The following is an 18,733-nucleotide window of genomic DNA, read 5'->3' as shown; positions in this document are numbered from 1 at the left end:
CCTTTTATTCGCCGGATAACCGGATATATAATTCCTCCAAATCGCCCGCCTGATATTGTTTAAGCAGGCGATCCGGCATGCCCTCGGCGATGATGGCCCCGCCGCAGATCATGATGACCCGCGTCGCCAGCTTGTGCACCTCTTCCATGTCGTGCGAAGTGAACACGACGGAGGTGCCTGCCTTGGCCAGCGAAGTGACCAGCTCGCGGACTTCGCGGCGCGCCCGCGGATCAAGGGCGGCGGTCGGTTCGTCGAGGAACAGAAGCTGGGGCTCATGCGCCATCGCGATCGCGATGGCCAGGCGCTTCTGCTGCCCGCCCGAGAGCCGCTCCGCCGGGGTTTTGCCGGCGTCCTGGAGCCCGCAGCGCGTCAGCAAATCGTTGATCTGCCGCCGCGAAAGCCGGACGCCGTAGAAGGCGGCGAACATCGCCATGTTCTCCCGGGCGGTGAAGCCGGAGAAGAACGGCGTGGATTGAAGCTGCACGCCGATATGTTGGCGGGGCTCCGCGCACCAGTAGCGCACCGAGCCTTCGTCCGGGCGGCGAAGCCCCAGCAGTAAATCCAGGGTGGTGGACTTGCCCGCGCCGTTCGGCCCGATCATGGCCAGTACTTCCCCCCGGCGAATTTCCAGGCTGAGCCCGTTGACGGCTTGCTTTTGCCCATAGCGCTTTTTTAATTGGTTTGCTTCGATAAACAGAGACATGCTTGAAGTTCCTCCTCTTTGACCAATGTGTTATATCCAATGTTGGTTATAAGGGTAAAAAAGAGGCAACACCTGTCCAGGCGCTGCTTTTCTTTTTCCTATGACTCCTCCACGAGCGCAATGATCCGCTTAAGATAATCGATATCGAGCTCAAGCAGAGCCATTGCGTTGTCGAAGGCCGCTTCGGTGAAGCCGTTCAGCACGCCGTACGCCCCCTTGACTTCCCGCCCGACCCGCCACATTTCCAGCGTTTCCTCCAACTGCTGCAAATTTTGCCGCAAAAGAGGAATCGATTCTTCCTTGGGGACGGTGGTCACCCAACTGAGCGCCAAAGAAAAATCGCTCTTTACAGAGTGCGGGGTGATCGTCAGCGACTCGCGGACCATCCGCTGGAACATCGCTTCGCCCGTTTCGGTGATGGCGTAGATCTTCCGCAGCCGCGCTCCGGTGCGTTCCTCGGCCTCCGTCCGGATCAGGCCCTCCTGCTCCATTTTGTTCAATGCGTAATAGATCGAACCGGACAGCAGGTTAGCCCAAGTGTCCACCCGGCTCGTCTGGATCATTTGTTGAATCTCGTACCCGTGCATCGGACGTTCGCGAAGCAGGGCCAGTATAATCAGATTGGTCACGGGGATCTCCTTTTGCGGATGTAGAGTAATTTCTGGCACATATCCAACATTGGTTATTTTAGCTTTATTATAAAAATGGCATGGGAGGATGTCAATGGGAGATCTTGCTCCTGTTGGACCTTGATCTCGCCGCAGCATAAAAGGGCCTCCCGCCAAAAAAGCGGGAGACCGGAAAGTTTAGGGCCTTTTTCGACACTAGCGTTGCATTAACCGAAGGGTCTAGTGCCCGTAACCGCCTCCCTTTGAAGCCGGGCGGGTGGATAAGGGCTTTTTGAGGCACTATTTTGTCGAATTCGTCCCTTAGGTGAGAAATAGCGGTCTTTTGAGGCCTTATTTTAGGAAAAGGCGGGCCGAAACCTGATTTTGGGACCCGTATCAGTGAAATAACGCCCTTTTTCGCCGCTATTCTTCCCGAAAACGCAAATCGGGGCGAAATAACGGCCCAAAAGACCGTTATTCCGGTCAATTTCCGCGATACTCTTTGCTTTGGAGAAACCGCCTGGCTGTGCGTTAGTACCGTTTTTTCTTGGGAGCGACCATCACGCCTGCGCCGATAACGATCAGAGCGATCGCCAGTACGGGTTGTCCGAAAATCATCCGGTTGTACAGCGTGCCGAACGAAAATACGGCGAAAAACAGCAGGGACAGGACGGCCAGAATATTAATCGGGATCAGCAGGTATTTGTTCCGGTTGCCGAACCAATAGAACTCAAACAGGCCGACGGCGGGAGCGAGGATAAACCCGGGCCATAGATATTGCCAGCTGTCGAACAGGGTGGCGACTTGGCAGACCAGGCCCACCGTAAACAGAATGCCTCCGGGGATCAATAATCCGGTCGCTCTCCGGTTCGTCATGGAGAAATACAACCAGTGGAAGAACAGCCCTAACGGGATAATGAAGAGGGTGGCCCAAAATGTTCCGAACAATGTGCCCGTGCTGATCGCCTCCTTGCGGAAGAAGAACAGATAGAAACCGAGCAGGATCAGCACGGGGCCGAGCCAGGTGGTCTTTTTACTCATCAAAGTCAATCGCTCCTTTATACTTGATTCATCTTGTCACAGCATACTACAAAAATGGTAAGCCATCTTCGGTCTCTGGGGAAGTAAAATCCTGGACCTAAGTCCAGTTCATCCCGGGTCCGACGCGCCCTTTGATATGATGTATAATGAAATAGTGATATTTTTAACACACTTAAAAAAGAGGAGCGTGTAAGAACCGGTGGACCTATGGACAACCTTTAGAAAAGCATCCCGGTTTCAGGTCATCCCGGTGATGCTGGTACCCGTGTTTTTGGGCGCGTTGGGGGCCTTTATGCGGAAAGGCGTGTTTCACCCGATGCTGTTTATATTGACGTTGATCGGTGCGGGGGCGGCCCATTTGTTCTCGAACATGATTAACGATTTATGGGATTACCGCAACGGAGCGGATGTGACAGCGAAAGAAACGCCGGAAGTCATTACGACCAACTCGGGCTTTCTGTCCGGCGGGCTCATGTCGGAAAGAACCTTTGCGGGGATTACCTGGCTTTTGCTCGGAATCGCGGTGCTGTGCGGCGTTGTTCTCAGTGTTTACAGCGGCTGGCCCGTTCTGTTGTTTGGGGGGCTCGGCGGCCTGATCGCCTATTTCTATGTGGCTCCGCCGATCCGGTTCGGATACCGTGGAAAGGGGCTCAGCGAAGTCGCGATTCTGCTGTCCTTCGGCGTCCTTCCGGTCATGGGGGCCTATTATGTGCAGACGGGGGAGTTGTCGCTATCCGCGGCGCTGCTCTCGATGCCGGTAGGGTTGTTGACGACGCTGGTGCTGTTCAACCATCATTTCCTGCATTGGCAGGCGGACCGGCAGGCCGGCAAAAATACGCTCGTCGTCGTTTGGGGCGAACAGCGGGCGCTTCATTTTTCCAAGGCGCTGCTGTTTTTGGCCTACGGGTTTTTGATCCTCTGCGTCATCGGCGGAGTGGTGCCGGTTTATGCCTTGCTGGCGCTCTTTACCGCCATTCCGTTGTACCGGGTTTACGGGCGGCTTAAGGAACATAACCCTTCCGCGGCTTACCTCCCGCTCATGGGCGCATCCCTGAAGGCCTCGATCCGCTGCGGTCTGATCATAATGGCGGCGCTGCTGGTGCAGGGGCTGATTCAACTGGGATAGGGGTTAGAGCTTTATCGTCATCTTCATCATCGTAAAAAGTCATTTTAAAAAGCGAGGCGAAGCAGAATGGAACAGCAAAAAGTGTTCGGCGATTTTCATACAATTCTGAATGAAGGACAGGTTTGGAAGATAGGCGGTTTTCCGCTGCCTGACGGATCCTTCTGGGAATACCGGGAACCGGAGGCTGTGGTCATTGTGCGTAACGGAATACTGTATGTACGGGCGCCGCTGAGCCGGCAGCATCATCAGGTGCAGATTTTGGACAATGCGAAGCATATGTACTATTCCGTGGAGGAGGTCGTTGTGCCGGAGGCGGGGGAGGTCAGCTTCGAGCTGCAAATTCGTGCCCGGACCCAAAATACAGTCCCCGGCGATCTGTACGACGGCTATGTCTCGCTGAACCTGCTCGATTTTACGACGGGCGCCGCGCTCGACTTCTTCGCGGGCAACGATAAATATGCCAGCGTGTATGCGGTGCTTCCTTTTCCCGGCGTACAGGTGCCGGCCAGCGACAAAACCAAATATTTCTGCGTGTTCAAAGAGGATACGGACTTTAAAGCCCGGGAATTCAATACCTACAAAATCACCTATAACCGCGGCACGGATGAAGCCGTATTCTGCCTGAACGGGACGGAGATCCGCCGTGAGAGCGGGATTCCGATCAAGTTCAACCGCTTCACCATCGCGCTCGGCATCATGACCGAGAAGGATCTCACGCCCGAAGGCAGCGTTTCCGTGCACGGCCAAACGGTCATCGCCGAATGGTCGCCGGTCACGGTAACGATCAAGGAATAGGGAGCGGCAGGCATCCAAATCGCATTTAGCCCACGGCAATCAAGGTGCTTAGCACACTTTCCAAACTTTCCATCCCTTCCAACTCAAAAAGATGCAAATCTGCAGGAATTTTGACCAATTCACGAGCGGATGCGAAAAAAGATGCAAATCTGCAGGAATTTCTAGCGCTTTTAGAGAAACGAGCCGGTTTCGTCGAAAATTCCTGCAGAATTGCAGGGATTTTTAAATTTTTGTTCCAAAGCAGAAAAAAACATGCAGATATGCAGGAATTTTATGTTATCAAGGTTGTCTGTTGGGACATTAGCGGAAGGTTCTCCCGTTGATTGGTTAATTCAAGGACATTACAACCGCCGACCACCGCCTTCCCGTCGACTGACGGAATAAAAAAGCTCCCCCTTTCAAATGCTAGGATCAGGCTAAGCGACTGGCCTGCTTCAGCTACGACTGACTTCGGGAGGGCATGCACATGGCAAACAAAGGCGAGAAGTACAATCGGCGGGTGGGCAACGGCAGCAGCAACGCCCAGAACGCCACGACCGGCAATGGCGGAGAAGGAAGGTCCGGACGGCTCAGCCAGATCAAAAATCATTCCTCGACCGGGGGAAGTACGCCGGACGAATTTATTTCGGGACGGGACAGCTATGATCATACCTAAGGATTGACAAGAAGCCGCCTCCTCCGCACCACGCGGGGAAGACGGCTTTCCTGTTTTTGGGCAAAAGCGTTATTTTTGCGTGCCGTGCTGTTTGGTCGGCAGTTGGCCCGCCGGATTGCCTTTGCCGCGCTTGCGGTTACGGGCGTCTTTCTCCTGCTTGTCGTGGACCTTCTCCACGAATTCATGCAAGTTCTCCACGTTGGTGCTCCCCCTTCGCAAGGATCAAAATAAGTGCTCCCTGCGTTATAATGCCACAAACCAGCGGGTTTCATCCGTTAGCCTCGGTCAGGGTCCGGCGTTTGGCGTGCCCCGGCGCATCAGCGGCCGGCACCGCCGGGCGCAGCGCTCGGCTCCGCGGCCGCGGCCGAGTCTTCGCCGTGCCAAAGGCGGCGGAAACTGTCGCTCACGGCGAGCAGCTGCGAGGCCGTGCCCTCGGCTTCAATCGTGCCGTCCTTCAGCACGATGATATGGTCCGCGTGCGAGAGCGCGGCCTTGCGGTGCGACACGACGAGGCAGGTCGCCTCGCCTCGGTCGCGGAAGAGCCGCTCCCACAGCTGCCGTTCGGTTTCGACGTCGAGCGCGCTCGACAAGTCGTCGAACACGTACAGCTGTGCGTCGCGCACGAGCATCCGCGCGGCCGCGGTCCGCTGGACCTGGCCGCCGGAGAGCTTGACGCCGCGCGGCCCGACCATCGTGTCGAGGCCGTCCGCCAGCTGCGCCACGTCGTCTTCCATGACGGCGGCGTGAAGCGCCTGCGCCAGGCTGTCCCCGGTTTCGGGCAGCCCGAGCAGGATGTTGGCGCGCAGCTTATCGCTGTACAGGCGCGGAATCTGCGCCGTGTAGGCGCTCTGCGGCGGCACGAAGAAATCGGCCGGTGCCTCCACCGGACGGCCGTTCCAGCGGATCTCGCCGGACTCCGCCGGCAGGAGGCCGAGCAGCGCCCGCAGCAGCGTCGTTTTGCCGGAGCCGATCATGCCGGTGATCACGGTGAACGATCCGCGCTCAAGCCGCAGATCGATGGCTTCGATCCCCCGGCCCGTCTCCGGATAGCGGTAGGTGAGCCCGCGGACTTCCAGCACCCGTAAAGGCTCCGCCTGTGCCGGTGTCGCCGCATTGCCGTCTCCGGCGAACTGGCCGCCGCTGCCCTCGTGGGCCTCATCCTCGACAAGCCGCCGCTTCCCGATCCCGATATACGCCGGCAGGGTCAAGACCCGGGCGGAAGCCCCCTGAAGCATCGTTTTCATGCGGCCGAAGCTGATGGCCATCTGCTTGTAGAACGTCATAAAATTGCCGACGTTGGAAATTAATTGGGTAACGAAAGTCAGATAATACACGAACAGGGACAGATCCCCCACCGAGAACGTACCGCTGCGCATCTTGTAGCCGGCGAGCACCAAAATCAGGCCGGTGCCCAGGTTCACGGAATTCGTAAAGACGGAAGACAGCGCCTCGGTCATCAGCTTGTCTTTGACCATCGTCCGCCGCCGTTCGTCGCTCAGCGTTTCGAACCGGCGCACGATTCGCGCCTCGGCCCCGGCGACCTGGATCGCCTGGACGTTCGAGAACATCTCGCTGATCGAGCTCGTCACCTTGGCCGTGGCCGCGCGGCTGGCCGCCCGGTATTTCTGGATGCGCGCCGTCGCCACCTGCGCCGCCGTGACGACCAGAATCAACGGGACGAACACGAAGAACGTCATCTGCGCGTCGATGGAGATCAAAATATAGCTGGAGACGATGACGAAGCCGACCAGGCCGAGCGTATCGACGGACCAGCTCACCGCTTCTTCGGTCTGGTCGACGTCATCCCGGAAATTGCTGATCCCTTCTCCGGGTGAGAACGGGATCGCTTTGGCGCCGGGCTGTTGCAGCACGTGAGCCAGCATATTCCGGCGCAGCAGGGCGCTGATGCGGAAGCGGAAGCTGGCGTCGGTCCACATGCCCGCGGCGATCAGCGCCACGCGCGCCAGCGCGGCTCCCACGAGCAGGGCGGCGATTCCCCAAACGCCGTAAGGGAAATTGTAACTCCCTTCAAGATCATCGAAGAAAGCCTTCGTGATCAGGCCGGGAAGCAAGGGAGCCATATGAATGACGGTCCAGGCCAGCAGATTGGCCAGATAGTAAACCGGGCGATAGGCGAGCAGCCTCCAAAAAAAATGCCGCGTATTCATGCCAGCACCTCCTCAAGTCCGACGGCCAGCATCCGGCTGAACCGGGAATCGGGGTCGGCGGCCAATCGTTCGCGCGGGCCGTGTTCGATAATCCGCCCGCGTTCCAGGATCACGATCTCGTCGGCGCGCTGCACTGTCGCCAGCCGGTGGGCGATCATGATGCACGTCCGCTCTTCGAGCAGACGGCTGATCGCCGCCTCGATCCGGTGTTCGGTCAGCGGGTCGAGACGGGACGAAGCCTCGTCCAGAATGACAAGCCCCGGATCGCTGAGGAAGACCCTGGCGAAAGCGAGCAGTTGGGCCTCGCCCGCCGACAGGCTCCCTCCGCCGGAGGAGAGGACCGTGTCCAGGCCGTCCGGCAGCGAGCGGAACCACTCCTCAAGACCGATCTCCTTCAGCACGGCGAGAATGTCCTCATCTTGAATCCGTTCGTCGAACAGGGAAAGGTTGTCGCGGACGGTCCCCTCCATAATCTCGATGTTCTGCGTCACCATCGCGACCCCGCCGCGCAGCTCATGCAGCTTGCAGCGGCGGATATCGACGCCCGACAGCTCGATGGCTCCCTCCTGCGGATCGTAAAAGCGCAGAAGCAGCCGGGCGAGCGTCGACTTGCCGCTGCCGGTGCGCCCGAGCAAGCCGAGGGTCCGCCCCGGCTTGAGCGTGAAATCCAGTCCGTGCAGGGTAGGCTCCCCGTCTTCCTCGTAGGCGAAGGTCAAACGGTCGAAACGCACGGACAGCGGGCCGGCCGGCAGCGGAGCCCCCGGGCCGTCGGAAATCCGCGGCTTCGTGGCGAGCAGCTCGCGGACGCGGATCAGGCTGGCGTCGGCTTTTTGCAAATCCTCCAATTGGCTGCGGATTTTCTCGATCGGTTTGGCCAGCAGCTCCGTATAGTAGAACACCAGATAAATGGAACCGAGCGTCAGCTCGCCGCGTTTCCATAGCCAGGCGCAGACGACGAAAGCCGCCGCGTTCCCGAGCGCGAACACCACGATCGTGGTGCTCCACATCATGCCGAAGCCGAGGAACGCCCGGATCCGGACGGGAAGCATGCGCCGCGACAGCTCGTAGAAACGGTTCAGGACGTAGCCGGCGGCGCCGTTGGCCCGGGTATCCTCGGTGCCTTCCAGATGCTCGCCGATGAAGCCGTACAGCTCCGCGTTCTGAGCCCGCCATTTTTTCCAGACGGGGACGTTGATCTTGCGGATCCATTGCAGGACGAAGCCCGCTCCGATCACGAACAAGGTCATAACGACGCCGATCCAGATATTTTCCCGGAAGAGCAGGAGAAGAATGCCGAGCATGAGAATCAAGTTGCCGAGAAGATGAATGATAAAGCTGGAAAAAAAGTTGGCGAGCGAGTTTACGTCCCCGTCCACCCGTTCGATCAGCGTCCCCGACGTATGTTTCTTGTGAAAGGACATGTCGAGCGAGAGGCAATGCCGCACCAGATCGGCCCGCAGCAGATTGGTCGTTGTCCAGCCGAGGTTCTCGCTGTAATAGGCGGCCCAGACGGAGACGAGCTGCTGCACCAGCGAGAAGCCGATAAAGACCGCCGCCGCGTAATACAGCGCTTTCAGACTGCCTTCGCCTTGGGCCGTATCGATAAAATAGCGGATGATTTGCGGATTTACCAGCTGCAGGACGATGGACGCCGTAAGAAGTACGGCAAGGGCCCCAAGCAGCTTCCGCTGGGGAAAAACATACTTTTCGAGCATTTCCCGGTAATGGGCGAGGGAACGCCTCCTTCGCTTGCGGGTTCCGTCAAGTTTCTCGATCTGTTCCGACAAATCGTCCACTCCTTCCCAGTGTTGGTTCCTATGTATGGTTATACTGAAAGGCACTTTATAACATTTCCCGATATCTCCAATTTATTGTAATTCAAAACATATGTTCGCACAATAGATTCTATGACCTGCGTCCCCGGAACCGGATAAATTTTTTAATTTGAAAACGATTGACAGTCGGAAAAACAGGACGGTATAATTCAATCTAGCTAATTGATAATGAATATCATTATTAATAACGAGATCGTCTGTCTTGCCGGCAGGTTATCACTTTATCTTCCTCCAGGCCAGAGGAAGTCAAGTAAGGACGAATCCAACCATGAAAAGAATCCTGGCATCATTACTAATTCTATTATCTATCGCTTCTCTGTTTATCGGAGCTCAGCGCATTTCATTCGCCGAGCTGCTGCAATTCGGCGGCGAGGCCTGGGAGTTAATCTGGATCAGCCGGATTCCGCGGCTTGTCAGCATTCTGATCGCCGGTGCCAGCATGAGCATCGTCGGTTTGATCATGCAGCAGCTGACCCGGAATAAGTTTGTGTCGCCTACGACAGCCGGTACGCTGGATTCCGCCAGCTTCGGCATTATGGTATCGCTGCTGGTGTTCACATCGGCGGGGCCGCTTGTCAAGATCGCGGTAGCCTTTGTCTTTTCCTTGGCGGGAACGTTCATATTCATGAAGATCCTGGACCGGGTCCGATACAAGGATACGATTTTTATCCCGCTCGTCGGGTTGATGTTCGGCGGCATCGTCGAGTCGGCGACTACGTTTTTCGCGTATAAATACAATTTGATTCAAAGCATGTCCGCCTGGTTGAACGGGGACTTTTCCATGATTATGCAGGGTCGTTACGAAATGCTCTACATCAGTGTGCCGATGGTGATCGTGGCGTACGTCTTCGCCAACAAGTTTACGGTAGCCGGCATGGGTGAGGAGTTTTCCGTCAACCTGGGCCTGAATTACAGACAGGTCGTCAATGTGGGCCTGGTCTTGGCGGCGCTCGTCACCTCGGTCATCGTTCTGACGGTGGGCTCGATCCCTTTTCTCGGGCTGATCATCCCGAACCTGGTTACGATGTACCGGGGAGACAACCTGAAAGAGAATCTGCCGCATACGGCTTTGTTGGGCGCGGTGTTCGTGCTGGCCTGCGATATTTTGGGCCGGGTGATCATCTATCCGTATGAAGTCCCGATCGGCTTGACGGTTGGCGTGATCGGCAGCGGCATTTTCCTGTATTTGCTGATGAGGAGACGGACCTATGAGCAATAGAACAAAACTTTGGCTCCTTGCCGGCATCGCCGTGCTGCTGACGGTCGTGTTCATGACGATCGATGCGGGAGGGCACTGGGATTACATTCTCCCGAGGAGGGGAAAGAAGCTGATTGCCATCCTTCTCACCGGAACGGCGATCGCCTTTTCCACCGTGGTGTTTCAGACGATTACGAACAATCGTATTCTGACGCCCAGCATCATCGGTTTGGATTGGCTGTACATGCTGCTGCAAACCTTGATCGTCTTTCTGCTCGGCGGAGCGACCCTGACCCTGATGAACCAGAACCTCCGGTTTGTGGGGACCGTCGCGCTGATGGTGGTGTTCTCCCTGCTGCTGTACAGGTTGCTTTTTAAGAAAGAGGGCCGCAACATTTATCATCTGCTTTTGATCGGCCTGATCTTCGGCACTTTTTTCAACAGCGTTACGTCGTTTATGCAAAAACTGCTGGATCCCAACGAGTTCATGGTCGTTCAGGACAAAATGTTCGCGAGCTTCAATAATGTGAACTCCGATCTCCTGCTGCTGTCGGCGGTGGGAGTGGTCCTTACGGGGATTTACTTTGCGGGCTTCACCAAGTATCTGGATGTGCTCGCCCTCGGCCGGGATCATGCGGTGAACCTGGGCATCAGTTACGAATATGTCGTTAAACGCATGCTGATTGTGGTTACGGTGCTCATCTCGATCTCCACCGCATTGGTCGGGCCGATTACGTTTCTCGGTCTTCTGGTCGCGAATGTCGCATATCAGTTTCTGAACACCTTCCGCCATAAAACGTTGATCCTCGGCGCGTCCCTGATCAGCTACATCGCCCTCGCCGGCGGTCAGCTGCTGGTTGAACGAGTGTTTACTTTTTCCACTTCGCTCAGCGTAATCATCAACTTTATCGGCGGGGTGTACTTCATCTATCTGCTGCTAAAGGAGAATAAATCGTGGTAAAGGTCAGAGGAGTTTCCAAACAGTACGGCGGCAAAAAAGTGATCGATAACGTTTCGCTCGATATCGCCAAGGGCAAAATCACCTCTTTTATCGGGCCGAACGGAGCCGGCAAAAGCACGCTGATGTCGATGATCAGCCGGCTGATCGCCAAGGATGAGGGCGACATTCTGATCGAGGACCGGGAAATCGGGAAATGGAAGAGCAACGACCTGGCGAAGAAAATCTCGATTCTCAAGCAGTCCAACCATATCAACATCCGGCTGACGGTCAAGGATCTGGTCAACTTCGGGCGCTTCCCCTATTCGCAGGGCAGGCTGACGAAGGAGGATGAAGCCCATGTCCGGGAAGCGATCCGCTATATGGATCTCGAGCCGATGCAGCATAAATTCCTCGACGAGCTCAGCGGCGGGCAAAAGCAACGGGCTTTCATCGCCATGGTCATCGCCCAGGACACGGAGTACGTTCTGCTCGATGAGCCGCTGAACAATCTGGATATGAAACATTCGGTCCAGATCATGAAGGTGCTGCGCAGATTGGTCGATGAGCTTGGCAAAACGGTCGTGCTGGTCATTCACGACATCAATTTCGCCTCCTGCTATTCGGACTACATCGTGGCGTTGAAGGACGGCGCTGTCGTCAAGGAAGGCACCACGGAGGAAATTATGGACACCGCGGTCCTGCGCGAGGTTTATGACATGGAGATTCCGGTGCAGGACATTGGGGGCAACAAAATTTGCGTGTATTTTGCTTAAAAATAACTTTGGAAATATGGGGGTAATTCAGATGTATAAAGGAAAGAAAATAGCTTTGCTGCTCACTACGGTTCTGATGATTGCGGTTTTGGCGGCTTGCGGGTCCGGCAAGAACGGCGGCAATGCAGGCGAAGGCTCTTCGGGAGCCAATGGCGGTACGGCCAATACGGCGGGGCCGGCGGAAGCCGCCACCACGTCCGAAGCCGGTGAACTGACGATCAAACACAAACTGGGCGAAGCCAAGGTGAAGAAGAATCCCGGCAAGGTCGTGGTTTTTGACTACGGTGTGCTGGAAACGCTCGACAAGTTGGGCGTGGAAGTTGCCGCCGTGCCGCAGGCCAGCTTGCCGGCGCATCTGAAGAAATACGAAGACAGCAAATATACGAACGCGGGAACCCTGTTCGAGCCGGATTTCGAGAAGCTGAACGCGCTCGAACCGGACGTGATCTTTATCTCCGGTCGCTCCTCCGAGGCTTATGAAGAGTTAAACAAGATCGCGCCAACGATTTTTATGGGCGTCGATACGGCCAACTATATGGGCTCCTTCACGGAGAACGTCAAAACGCTCGGCGAGATCTTCGGCAAAGAAACCGAGGCGGAGCAGGAGCTTAAGGCGCTGGACGATTCGATCAAAGCGCTGCATGATTCGGCATCGGGCAGCGACAAGAAGGGCCTGATCATTCTGACGACGGGCGGCAAAGTCAGCGCCTATGGCCCCGGCTCACGCTTCGGCATCATTCATGACGTCTTCGGCGTTCCGGCGGTCGACGAGCATATCAAAGCGGATACGCACGGGGATTCGATCTCTTTTGAATACGTCGCCGAGAAGAACCCGGACTACTTGTTCGTCGTGGACCGCGACGCGGTCGTGACCGAGGAAGGCAAGCAGGCCGAACCCGCGGCCAAGCTGGTGGAGAACGACCTCGTGAAGAAGACGAACGCGTATAAAGACGGCCACATCGTTTATCTCGACGCCAACTACTGGTACTTGTCCGGCGGCGGCCTGCTGTCCGTTCCGGAAATGCTGAAGGAAGTGCAAGAGGGAATCAAGTAATTTAATTGGGGCAATAAGCGTAACCCGGACCTATTGGCGGTCCGGGTTTTTCGCTTGTTTTTGGCAGCGTTTGTGGTCGTAGCGGGCAGCCCGGTGGAAATAATAGCGGTTATTTTAACGTCCGGTTCACCTCTTCTTTGAAGCTCCGATTGGTCAGGTATTCCCGCAGGAACAGATCCAGCTTGTGGTTCAGCCAGAGCAGTTCCATCCCGTCGGGATCATGGATAAACACCGCAAGCTGTGTTTGATTCCCCGAGGCGTCCTCACAGTACAGCGCCTGGTTGAGGATCGTCAGGGTCGAACCGCCTTTGCCGCCCAATGCTTGAAACGGAGAGTCGGGGGATTGAGGACGCCCGAGCAGGTCAAGCATGATTTCGGCCGCTCGGGGAGACAGCAGGTCGCCGCGCTGGATGCTCCGCAGCAGATGCGCATACTCCCGGGCCGTCGCTCCGGGGAGTTTGGCGGACCAAATCCGTTGGGCGGCCAGCGGGGACCGTGTCCGGCTTAATCTCTGCAACCAGGCGGAATCCTGTGAGATCCGGACGAAAATGTCTTTTGCCAGATCCGCCATGTCCTCATACGAAAACCGCTTCATTACGTCCAAGACCTGACGGTGCGTCAGCTCCCGGGTCTCCATGAGATAGCTGTAGCTCAGCATGGATGAAGAAATCGGGTAGACCGGATCATGTTCTTTAAAACCGAGCAGACCGATCCGCCGATTGACCCGATCCAGTCCCAATTTTTCCAGCAAGTACTCGGTATTGGCGTTGGAACTGAAGCGGATCATGCCCCGGGCCACTTCAAGCAGCGGAACCGTGGCTTCGGCGGCCGAGATGTCCCCAAGGCTTTCCAGCCATTCGGGATGGGCGTTTCCGTCCGTCCCTGGGATATAAAACCGCTCCAGATTTCTTAAGTGGACCCTTTCCTCCGCTAAAATTCTTCCTTCCGCCGCTTGCTCGGCAAATTCGGCCGCAATGACGAGCTTGACCACACTGGCCAGCGGACGCTTGCGATCGGCCCCATAGGACACGGTTTCTTCCCCATTTTCAATAACGTGCATGGAGACACGCTCCGGATGATTGGCGATAAACTTCAGAACGTCCTGCTCCGTTTTTTGGGCATCTTTCTTCTTTAAATATTTGGCTAATCCCGCGAAAAGGAGCAAGGCCAGTATAACGATGGCAACTACGAGAACTAGAATGAACAATCGGAGACCTCCCGAATGATTAATTTTATTAATATACGCCTCGTCCCAACGAAAAGATTCAAAATTTAACTTCATCCATCCCTCATCTAACCTTCATGCAATAGTTCAATGAACATGTTAGAATCTATTTTAGAACTTAGATCAAGTCTAAATATAATAACGAGCATGAAAGGATGATATATATGAACAACAGGTTAACGACAAATCAGGGGGCCCCGGTCGGCGATAACCAAAATTCACGAACGGCGGGACAGCGCGGGCCGGCCTTGCTGGAAGATTACCATCTGCTGGAGAAGCTGGCGCATTTCGACCGGGAGCGGATTCCCGAGCGGGTCGTCCATGCGCGCGGCGCGGGAGCCCATGGGGTATTTGTGACGGAGCACAGCATGTCGCGGTTCACTAAGGCGCATTTTTTGCAGGAAGCCGGGCGGGAGACACCGGTATTCGTCCGGTTTTCCACGGTGATCCACGGCCAAGGCTCGCCGGAAACGGCGCGGGATCCGCGGGGATTTGCGGTGAAATTTTACACGGAGGAAGGGAACTACGATCTGGTCGGGAATCATCTCCCCGTATTCTTTATCCGCGATGCCATCAAGTTTCCGGATATGGTGCATTCCTTGAAGCCTGCGCCGGATACCAATATCCAGAATCCGGCCCGCTACTGGGATTTCATGACCCTGTCGCCGGAATCGACCCATATGATGACTTGGGTCTTCTCCGACAACGGGACCCCGGCGAACTATCGGCAAATGGACGGGTTCGGCGTTCACGCCTTCAAATGGATCAACGCCGAAGGGGATATCTGTTACGTCAAATATACCTGGAAATCGAAGCAGGGCGTAGTGAACCTGTCGGCGGACGAAGTGCGCGAAGTCCAGGGCGGCGATTTCAACCACGCGACCCGCGATCTGTACGATCGGATCGAAGAAGGGAATTTTCCGCAGTGGGAGCTGAACGTCCAATTGATGCCGGTGGAAGATCTGGATCAATGGGGATTTGATCCGCTCGATCCGACCAAGGTGTGGCCGGAATCCCATTACCCGCTTTTTCCGGTAGGGACGATGACGCTGAACCGCAATCCCGGCAACTTTTTCGCCGAAGTGGAGCAGTCGGCCTTCTCGCCGAGCGCTCTGGTGCCGGGGATTGAGCCGTCGGAGGATAAACTGCTGCAAGGGCGGCTGTTCTCCTATCCGGATACGCAGCGATACCGCCTGGGGGCGAATTACCTGCAAATTCCGGTGAACTGCCCGTACGCCCCGGTTCGCAATCATCAGCGGGACGGCTTGATGAATGTCATGCAGGATCCGTCGCCGGTCAATTACGAGCCGAACAGCTCGGAGGAGAGCCCGAAGGAGGATCCGCGCTACCGCGACAGCGTTGTTCCGGTTAGCGGACAGATCGGCCGTGAGCGGATCGCCAAAACCGACGACTTTACGCAGGCGGGTGAACTGTATCGCAGCTTTACGCCGGAAGAGCAGGCCCATTTGATCAGCAATCTCGTCAATGACCTGCGTCAAACGCCGGAACAAACGCAATTGCGGGCGATCTGCAACTTTTTCCGGGCTGACATTCAGTATGGGATGCGCGTAGCTCAAGGCCTGGGCGTCGACATCAGCGGGGTTATGCCGGGTGCGGGAGCGCGGGAGTAATCGACGGAAAACACCATAACTATGATAGACGGAGCCGATGGGTTCCGTTTTTTTATGCCTTATGTAATTGATTTCCTTATTTTGATTCGGGATAATTGGTTTTAATTGAGGTGCCCTAGAGGAGTAGGGGAAGGAGAAAAAATAAGGCACAAAATCACGTAGAAAGGGTTGAGAGAATGGTTGTCGCTAACGAACCTATCATCACCATGCGGGATTTAAGAATGCGATTCGGCGAGAAATTTGTGCTGAACGGGATCGATCTGGAGGTGCATCCCGGACAAATCATCGGATATATCGGGCCGAATGGCGCGGGGAAAAGCACGACGGTCAAAATTATGCTGGGACTGGTAGAAGGGTACACCGGCGAGGTGCGGATATTGGGAGCCCGCCCGCAGGACGGCGGCGTGGAATACAAAAAACGGATCGGTTACGTGCCGGAGACGGCGGAGATGTACGATACGTTGACGGCCAAGGAGTATTTAACGTTTATCGGCGAGCTTTACGGTCTTTCGGAAGATTCGGCCGAGCGGAAAGCCCGCCTTCTGATGGAGCAGTTCGGTTTAAAGGACGTGTTCAACGTTCGCATTGCCACATTTTCCAAGGGGATGAAGCAGAAGGTTTTGCTGATCTCCAGCCTTTTGCATAACCCGGATATTTTGTTTCTGGACGAGCCTCTCAGCGGGCTGGACGCGAACAGCGTGATGGTCGTGAAGGAAATCCTGGCGCGATTGGCGGCGCAGGGGAAGACGATTTTCTATTCCTCGCACATTATGGACGTCGTGGAAAAAATCAGCCACCGGATCATTCTGCTGGACGGCGGGCGGATCGTGGCCGACGGCAGTTTTGAGGAGTTGAAGGGTCAAGGCCGGGAAGGATCGCTGGAACAGGTCTTTAATCAGCTCACCGGATTTGACCGGCATCAGGAAATCGCGGATCAATTCGTGGCGATCGTGCAAGAGGTGTAGCCGATGAACGAGATGAGACTACTAAAATTTCTCGATGGGTTCCGCGGACTGTTCGAGAGGTTTGGCGTGGACTATCCGGTGATGCGCCGCATCCTTCAAATCAAGCTGACTATGGACGGACGCAGGGTGCCTACCATTATCGGGAAAGCCCGCAAGAAGGCGGACCGGGCCGGCCATAAACTCTATGACGGACAGGAAGCGGAGAAAAATCAATTCTTCAGCTCACTTTGGCTCTACCTCATCTTTGGGGCGCTAAGCTCGATGTTTGTGGCGTTGGGAGACAACTTTATTTTTCAGATGAGTCTGGTGTTCGGCATTCTTATGTTTATGGTCATGACTTCGCTGATTTCGGATTTCTCCTCCGTGCTTCTGGACATCAGGGACCGGCACATTCTGTTCAGTAAGCCGGTGACGCCCAGGACGATCGGGATGGCAAAAACGCTGCATATCTTCATCTACATGTTCTGCCTAACCGGAGCTTTAGGCGTCGTTCCGTTTGCCGTGGGCCTGTATCGCCATGGGGTTGTCTTCGCGCTGCTGTTTGTGGCTGAACTGATATGGATGGACTTGCTGATCGTGGTGTTTACGGCGCTGATGTACCTGGCCGTGTTGAAATTTTTTGACGGGGAGCGGCTCAAGGATCTGATCAATTATGTGCAGATCGGTCTGACCATCGGCCTGGCGCTGGGCTACCAACTGTTATTCCGCTTGTTTGAGTTTGTCGACCTGCAGGCGGCTATCCAGCCTAGATGGTGGCAGTTTTTGGTCCCCCCCGTCTGGTTCGGAGCCCCTTATGAAGTGCTGATCCATGGAGACAGCAACCGGGTGCTTCTGGTACTTTCCCTGCTGGCCCTGTTCGTGCCTGTGGCGGCGATTCTGGTTTACATTCGGGTGATGCCTTCCCTGGAAAAATATTTACAGAAGCTGGCCGATCCGGGCACCCGGAAAAAAGAGGGCGCGGGAAAAGCGGTGAAAACCATCTCCCGGCTGCTGTGCGCAAGTGCGAAGGAACAAGTATTTTTCCGCTTCGCTTGGACAATGATGGGAAACGAGCGGGAGTTTAAGCTGAAGGTGTACCCTTCCCTTGGTTTTTCGCTTATTTTTCCGTTGATTTTCCTGTTCGCTATGGGCGAAGGCCGAGGGTTTGCCGGTCTGCCGGGAACCTCGAAATACTTGTTTATTTACTTTTGCGCTTTGCTGGTCCCTTCGGTTCTGATCATGCTTCGCTACTCGGGAAGTTATAAGGCGGCCTGGGTTTATCGGGTGCTTCCTTTGGGAGAGGACGTGGTTCCGATCTATCGCGGGACGCTGATCGCGGCCATAGTACGATTGGTGTTGCCCGTTTATGTGCTGGAGGCGGCCTTGTTCACGGTGTTGTTCGGTTGGAGAATCCTCCCCGATCTGATCGTCGCCGGCTTGGCGATTCTGGTGTATTCGGTACTCTGTTTCGGATACTTGAGTAAGGCGCTGCCGTTCTCGGAACGATTCGAAACGGCGCAGCAGAGCGACGGACTTCGGACGATTCCGCTTATGCTGCTGCTCGGGGGAATGGCGCTCGTCCATTACGCGGCAACTCTGCTGAGCTTTGGCGTCTATATTTACGCCGCCTTGCTGCTGGCGGCTAATTGGGTGCTGTGGCAGCGGGGGTTCGCGGTCAAGACGCGCGGTTAGGCGCGGGGGGATGGCCGGAGCTGGCTCGGGGCATAGCACTAAGAGATTTAACAACAAACAAGTTCGGCGGCGGACAAGCCCAGCCCCTCCCTTTGCAGCGGGGCAGGTAAATAAGGGCTCTTTATGCACTGACGCTGCCTTAAACCTGACCATGGCGCTGCCGATCCGCAATCTCTCTTGCCGCCCGTTATAATAACGGCGTTTTGGGCCGTTATTTCGCCCCGATTCGCCTTTTTGGGAAAAATAGCGGCGAAAAAGGGCCTTATTTCACTGATACGGGTCCCAAAATCAGGTTTCGGCCTGTTTTTTCCTAAAATAAGGCCCCAAAAGACCGCTATTTCTCAC

17 protein-coding genes are annotated in these 18,733 nt (G+C 55.8%); 10 read left to right on the top strand and 7 right to left on the bottom strand.

Translation table 11 applies throughout. The features are described from left to right. Nucleotides 1-4 precede the first annotated feature (4 nt). The 3 genes from FRY98_RS14865 to FRY98_RS14855 form a co-directional block, all read right to left on the bottom strand. On the bottom strand, nucleotides 5-703 hold the full coding sequence (locus FRY98_RS14865) for an ABC transporter ATP-binding protein (RefSeq protein WP_148453247.1): 699 nt from the start codon (nucleotides 701-703) through the stop codon (nucleotides 5-7). 98 nt (nucleotides 704-801) lie between these two features. Next, complete coding sequence (locus FRY98_RS14860; protein ID WP_148453245.1) at nucleotides 802-1,332, bottom strand: PadR family transcriptional regulator; 531 nt, start codon at nucleotides 1,330-1,332, stop codon at nucleotides 802-804. Nucleotides 1,333-1,842: 510 nt separating this feature from the next. After that, nucleotides 1,843-2,352: a hypothetical protein gene (locus FRY98_RS14855; protein WP_148453242.1), complete on the bottom strand. Its 510-nt coding sequence runs from the start codon at nucleotides 2,350-2,352 to the stop codon at nucleotides 1,843-1,845. Nucleotides 2,353-2,551: 199 nt separating this feature from the next. On the opposite strand from FRY98_RS14855, the gene FRY98_RS14850 reads away from it, so the two are divergent. From FRY98_RS14850 to FRY98_RS14840, 3 genes are all read left to right on the top strand, one after another. Then, nucleotides 2,552-3,478, top strand: coding sequence for a prenyltransferase (locus FRY98_RS14850; protein ID WP_148453239.1), 927 nt, complete (start codon nucleotides 2,552-2,554; stop codon nucleotides 3,476-3,478). A 66-nt stretch (nucleotides 3,479-3,544) separates the two neighbouring features. Continuing rightward, nucleotides 3,545-4,273, top strand: coding sequence for a DUF6081 family protein (locus tag FRY98_RS14845; RefSeq protein ID WP_148453236.1), 729 nt, complete (start codon nucleotides 3,545-3,547; stop codon nucleotides 4,271-4,273). A gap of 466 nt (nucleotides 4,274-4,739) precedes the next feature. After that, the gene (locus FRY98_RS14840; RefSeq protein ID WP_148453233.1) at nucleotides 4,740-4,928 is read left to right on the top strand and encodes a hypothetical protein; all 189 of its coding nucleotides are present in this window, start codon (nucleotides 4,740-4,742) and stop codon (nucleotides 4,926-4,928) included. Between the two features lie 69 nt (nucleotides 4,929-4,997). Here the strand turns inward: FRY98_RS14840 and FRY98_RS14835 are convergent, their stop codons facing one another. The 3 genes from FRY98_RS14835 to FRY98_RS14825 all read right to left on the bottom strand — a co-directional run bounded on the left by FRY98_RS14835 (nucleotide 4,998) and on the right by FRY98_RS14825 (nucleotide 8,811). Next, nucleotides 4,998-5,126, bottom strand: a complete 129-nt coding sequence (locus FRY98_RS14835; RefSeq protein WP_148453229.1) for a DUF4023 family protein — start codon at nucleotides 5,124-5,126, stop codon at nucleotides 4,998-5,000. A 119-nt stretch (nucleotides 5,127-5,245) separates the two neighbouring features. Beyond that, nucleotides 5,246-7,096 carry an ABC transporter ATP-binding protein gene (locus tag FRY98_RS14830; RefSeq protein WP_148453226.1) on the bottom strand — a complete coding sequence of 617 codons (1,851 nt, stop codon included), beginning with the start codon at nucleotides 7,094-7,096 and terminating at the stop codon, nucleotides 5,246-5,248. Further along, the gene (locus FRY98_RS14825) at nucleotides 7,093-8,811 is read right to left on the bottom strand and encodes an ABC transporter ATP-binding protein (RefSeq protein ID WP_148454492.1); all 1,719 of its coding nucleotides are present in this window, start codon (nucleotides 8,809-8,811) and stop codon (nucleotides 7,093-7,095) included. Before FRY98_RS14825 ends, FRY98_RS14830 begins: the two co-directional genes overlap by 4 nt. A 388-nt stretch (nucleotides 8,812-9,199) precedes the next feature. On the opposite strand from FRY98_RS14825, the gene FRY98_RS14820 reads away from it, so the two are divergent. Genes FRY98_RS14820 through FRY98_RS14805 form a run of 4 tightly spaced genes read left to right on the top strand, consistent with a single transcriptional unit; the run spans nucleotide 9,200 to nucleotide 12,896 of the window. Further along, nucleotides 9,200-10,150 carry an ABC transporter permease gene (locus tag FRY98_RS14820; protein ID WP_148453223.1) on the top strand — a complete coding sequence of 317 codons (951 nt, stop codon included), beginning with the start codon at nucleotides 9,200-9,202 and terminating at the stop codon, nucleotides 10,148-10,150. After that, entirely contained in the window at nucleotides 10,140-11,090 is a 951-nt protein-coding gene (locus FRY98_RS14815) for an iron chelate uptake ABC transporter family permease subunit (protein ID WP_148453220.1), read from the top strand. Before FRY98_RS14820 ends, FRY98_RS14815 begins: the two co-directional genes overlap by 11 nt. Next, nucleotides 11,084-11,842: an iron ABC transporter ATP-binding protein gene (locus FRY98_RS14810; RefSeq protein WP_148453217.1), complete on the top strand. Its 759-nt coding sequence runs from the start codon at nucleotides 11,084-11,086 to the stop codon at nucleotides 11,840-11,842. Before FRY98_RS14815 ends, FRY98_RS14810 begins: the two co-directional genes overlap by 7 nt. 31 nt (nucleotides 11,843-11,873) lie before the next feature. Further along, nucleotides 11,874-12,896, top strand: a complete 1,023-nt coding sequence (locus FRY98_RS14805) for a siderophore ABC transporter substrate-binding protein (RefSeq protein ID WP_148453214.1) — start codon at nucleotides 11,874-11,876, stop codon at nucleotides 12,894-12,896. Nucleotides 12,897-13,005: 109 nt separating this feature from the next. On the opposite strand, the gene FRY98_RS14800 is transcribed toward FRY98_RS14805, so the two are convergent. Further along, on the bottom strand, nucleotides 13,006-14,103 hold the full coding sequence (locus tag FRY98_RS14800) for a serine hydrolase (RefSeq protein WP_170287098.1): 1,098 nt from the start codon (nucleotides 14,101-14,103) through the stop codon (nucleotides 13,006-13,008). Between the two features lie 182 nt (nucleotides 14,104-14,285). Between FRY98_RS14800 and FRY98_RS14795 the strand changes: the two genes are divergently transcribed. The 3 genes from FRY98_RS14795 to FRY98_RS14785 all read left to right on the top strand — a co-directional run bounded on the left by FRY98_RS14795 (nucleotide 14,286) and on the right by FRY98_RS14785 (nucleotide 18,388). Then, a complete protein-coding gene (locus FRY98_RS14795) occupies nucleotides 14,286-15,752 on the top strand; it encodes a catalase (RefSeq protein ID WP_276508698.1) in 1,467 nt (488 codons plus the stop codon). 176 nt (nucleotides 15,753-15,928) lie between these two features. Next, the gene (locus FRY98_RS14790) at nucleotides 15,929-16,717 is read left to right on the top strand and encodes an ABC transporter ATP-binding protein (RefSeq protein ID WP_148453208.1); all 789 of its coding nucleotides are present in this window, start codon (nucleotides 15,929-15,931) and stop codon (nucleotides 16,715-16,717) included. A gap of 3 nt (nucleotides 16,718-16,720) precedes the next feature. Then, nucleotides 16,721-18,388 (top strand): hypothetical protein, encoded by a 1,668-nt coding sequence (locus tag FRY98_RS14785; protein ID WP_148453205.1) that lies wholly within the window; start codon nucleotides 16,721-16,723, stop codon nucleotides 18,386-18,388. The last annotated feature ends 345 nt before the right edge of the window (nucleotides 18,389-18,733 follow it).

This window comes from Paenibacillus faecis (assembly GCF_008084145.1).
GTDB classification, from domain to species: Bacteria; Bacillota; Bacilli; order Paenibacillales; family Paenibacillaceae; genus Fontibacillus; species Fontibacillus faecis.
The sequence above is the reverse complement of the archived record's forward strand: the minus strand, read 5'-3'. Positions and strand labels throughout refer to the sequence as shown.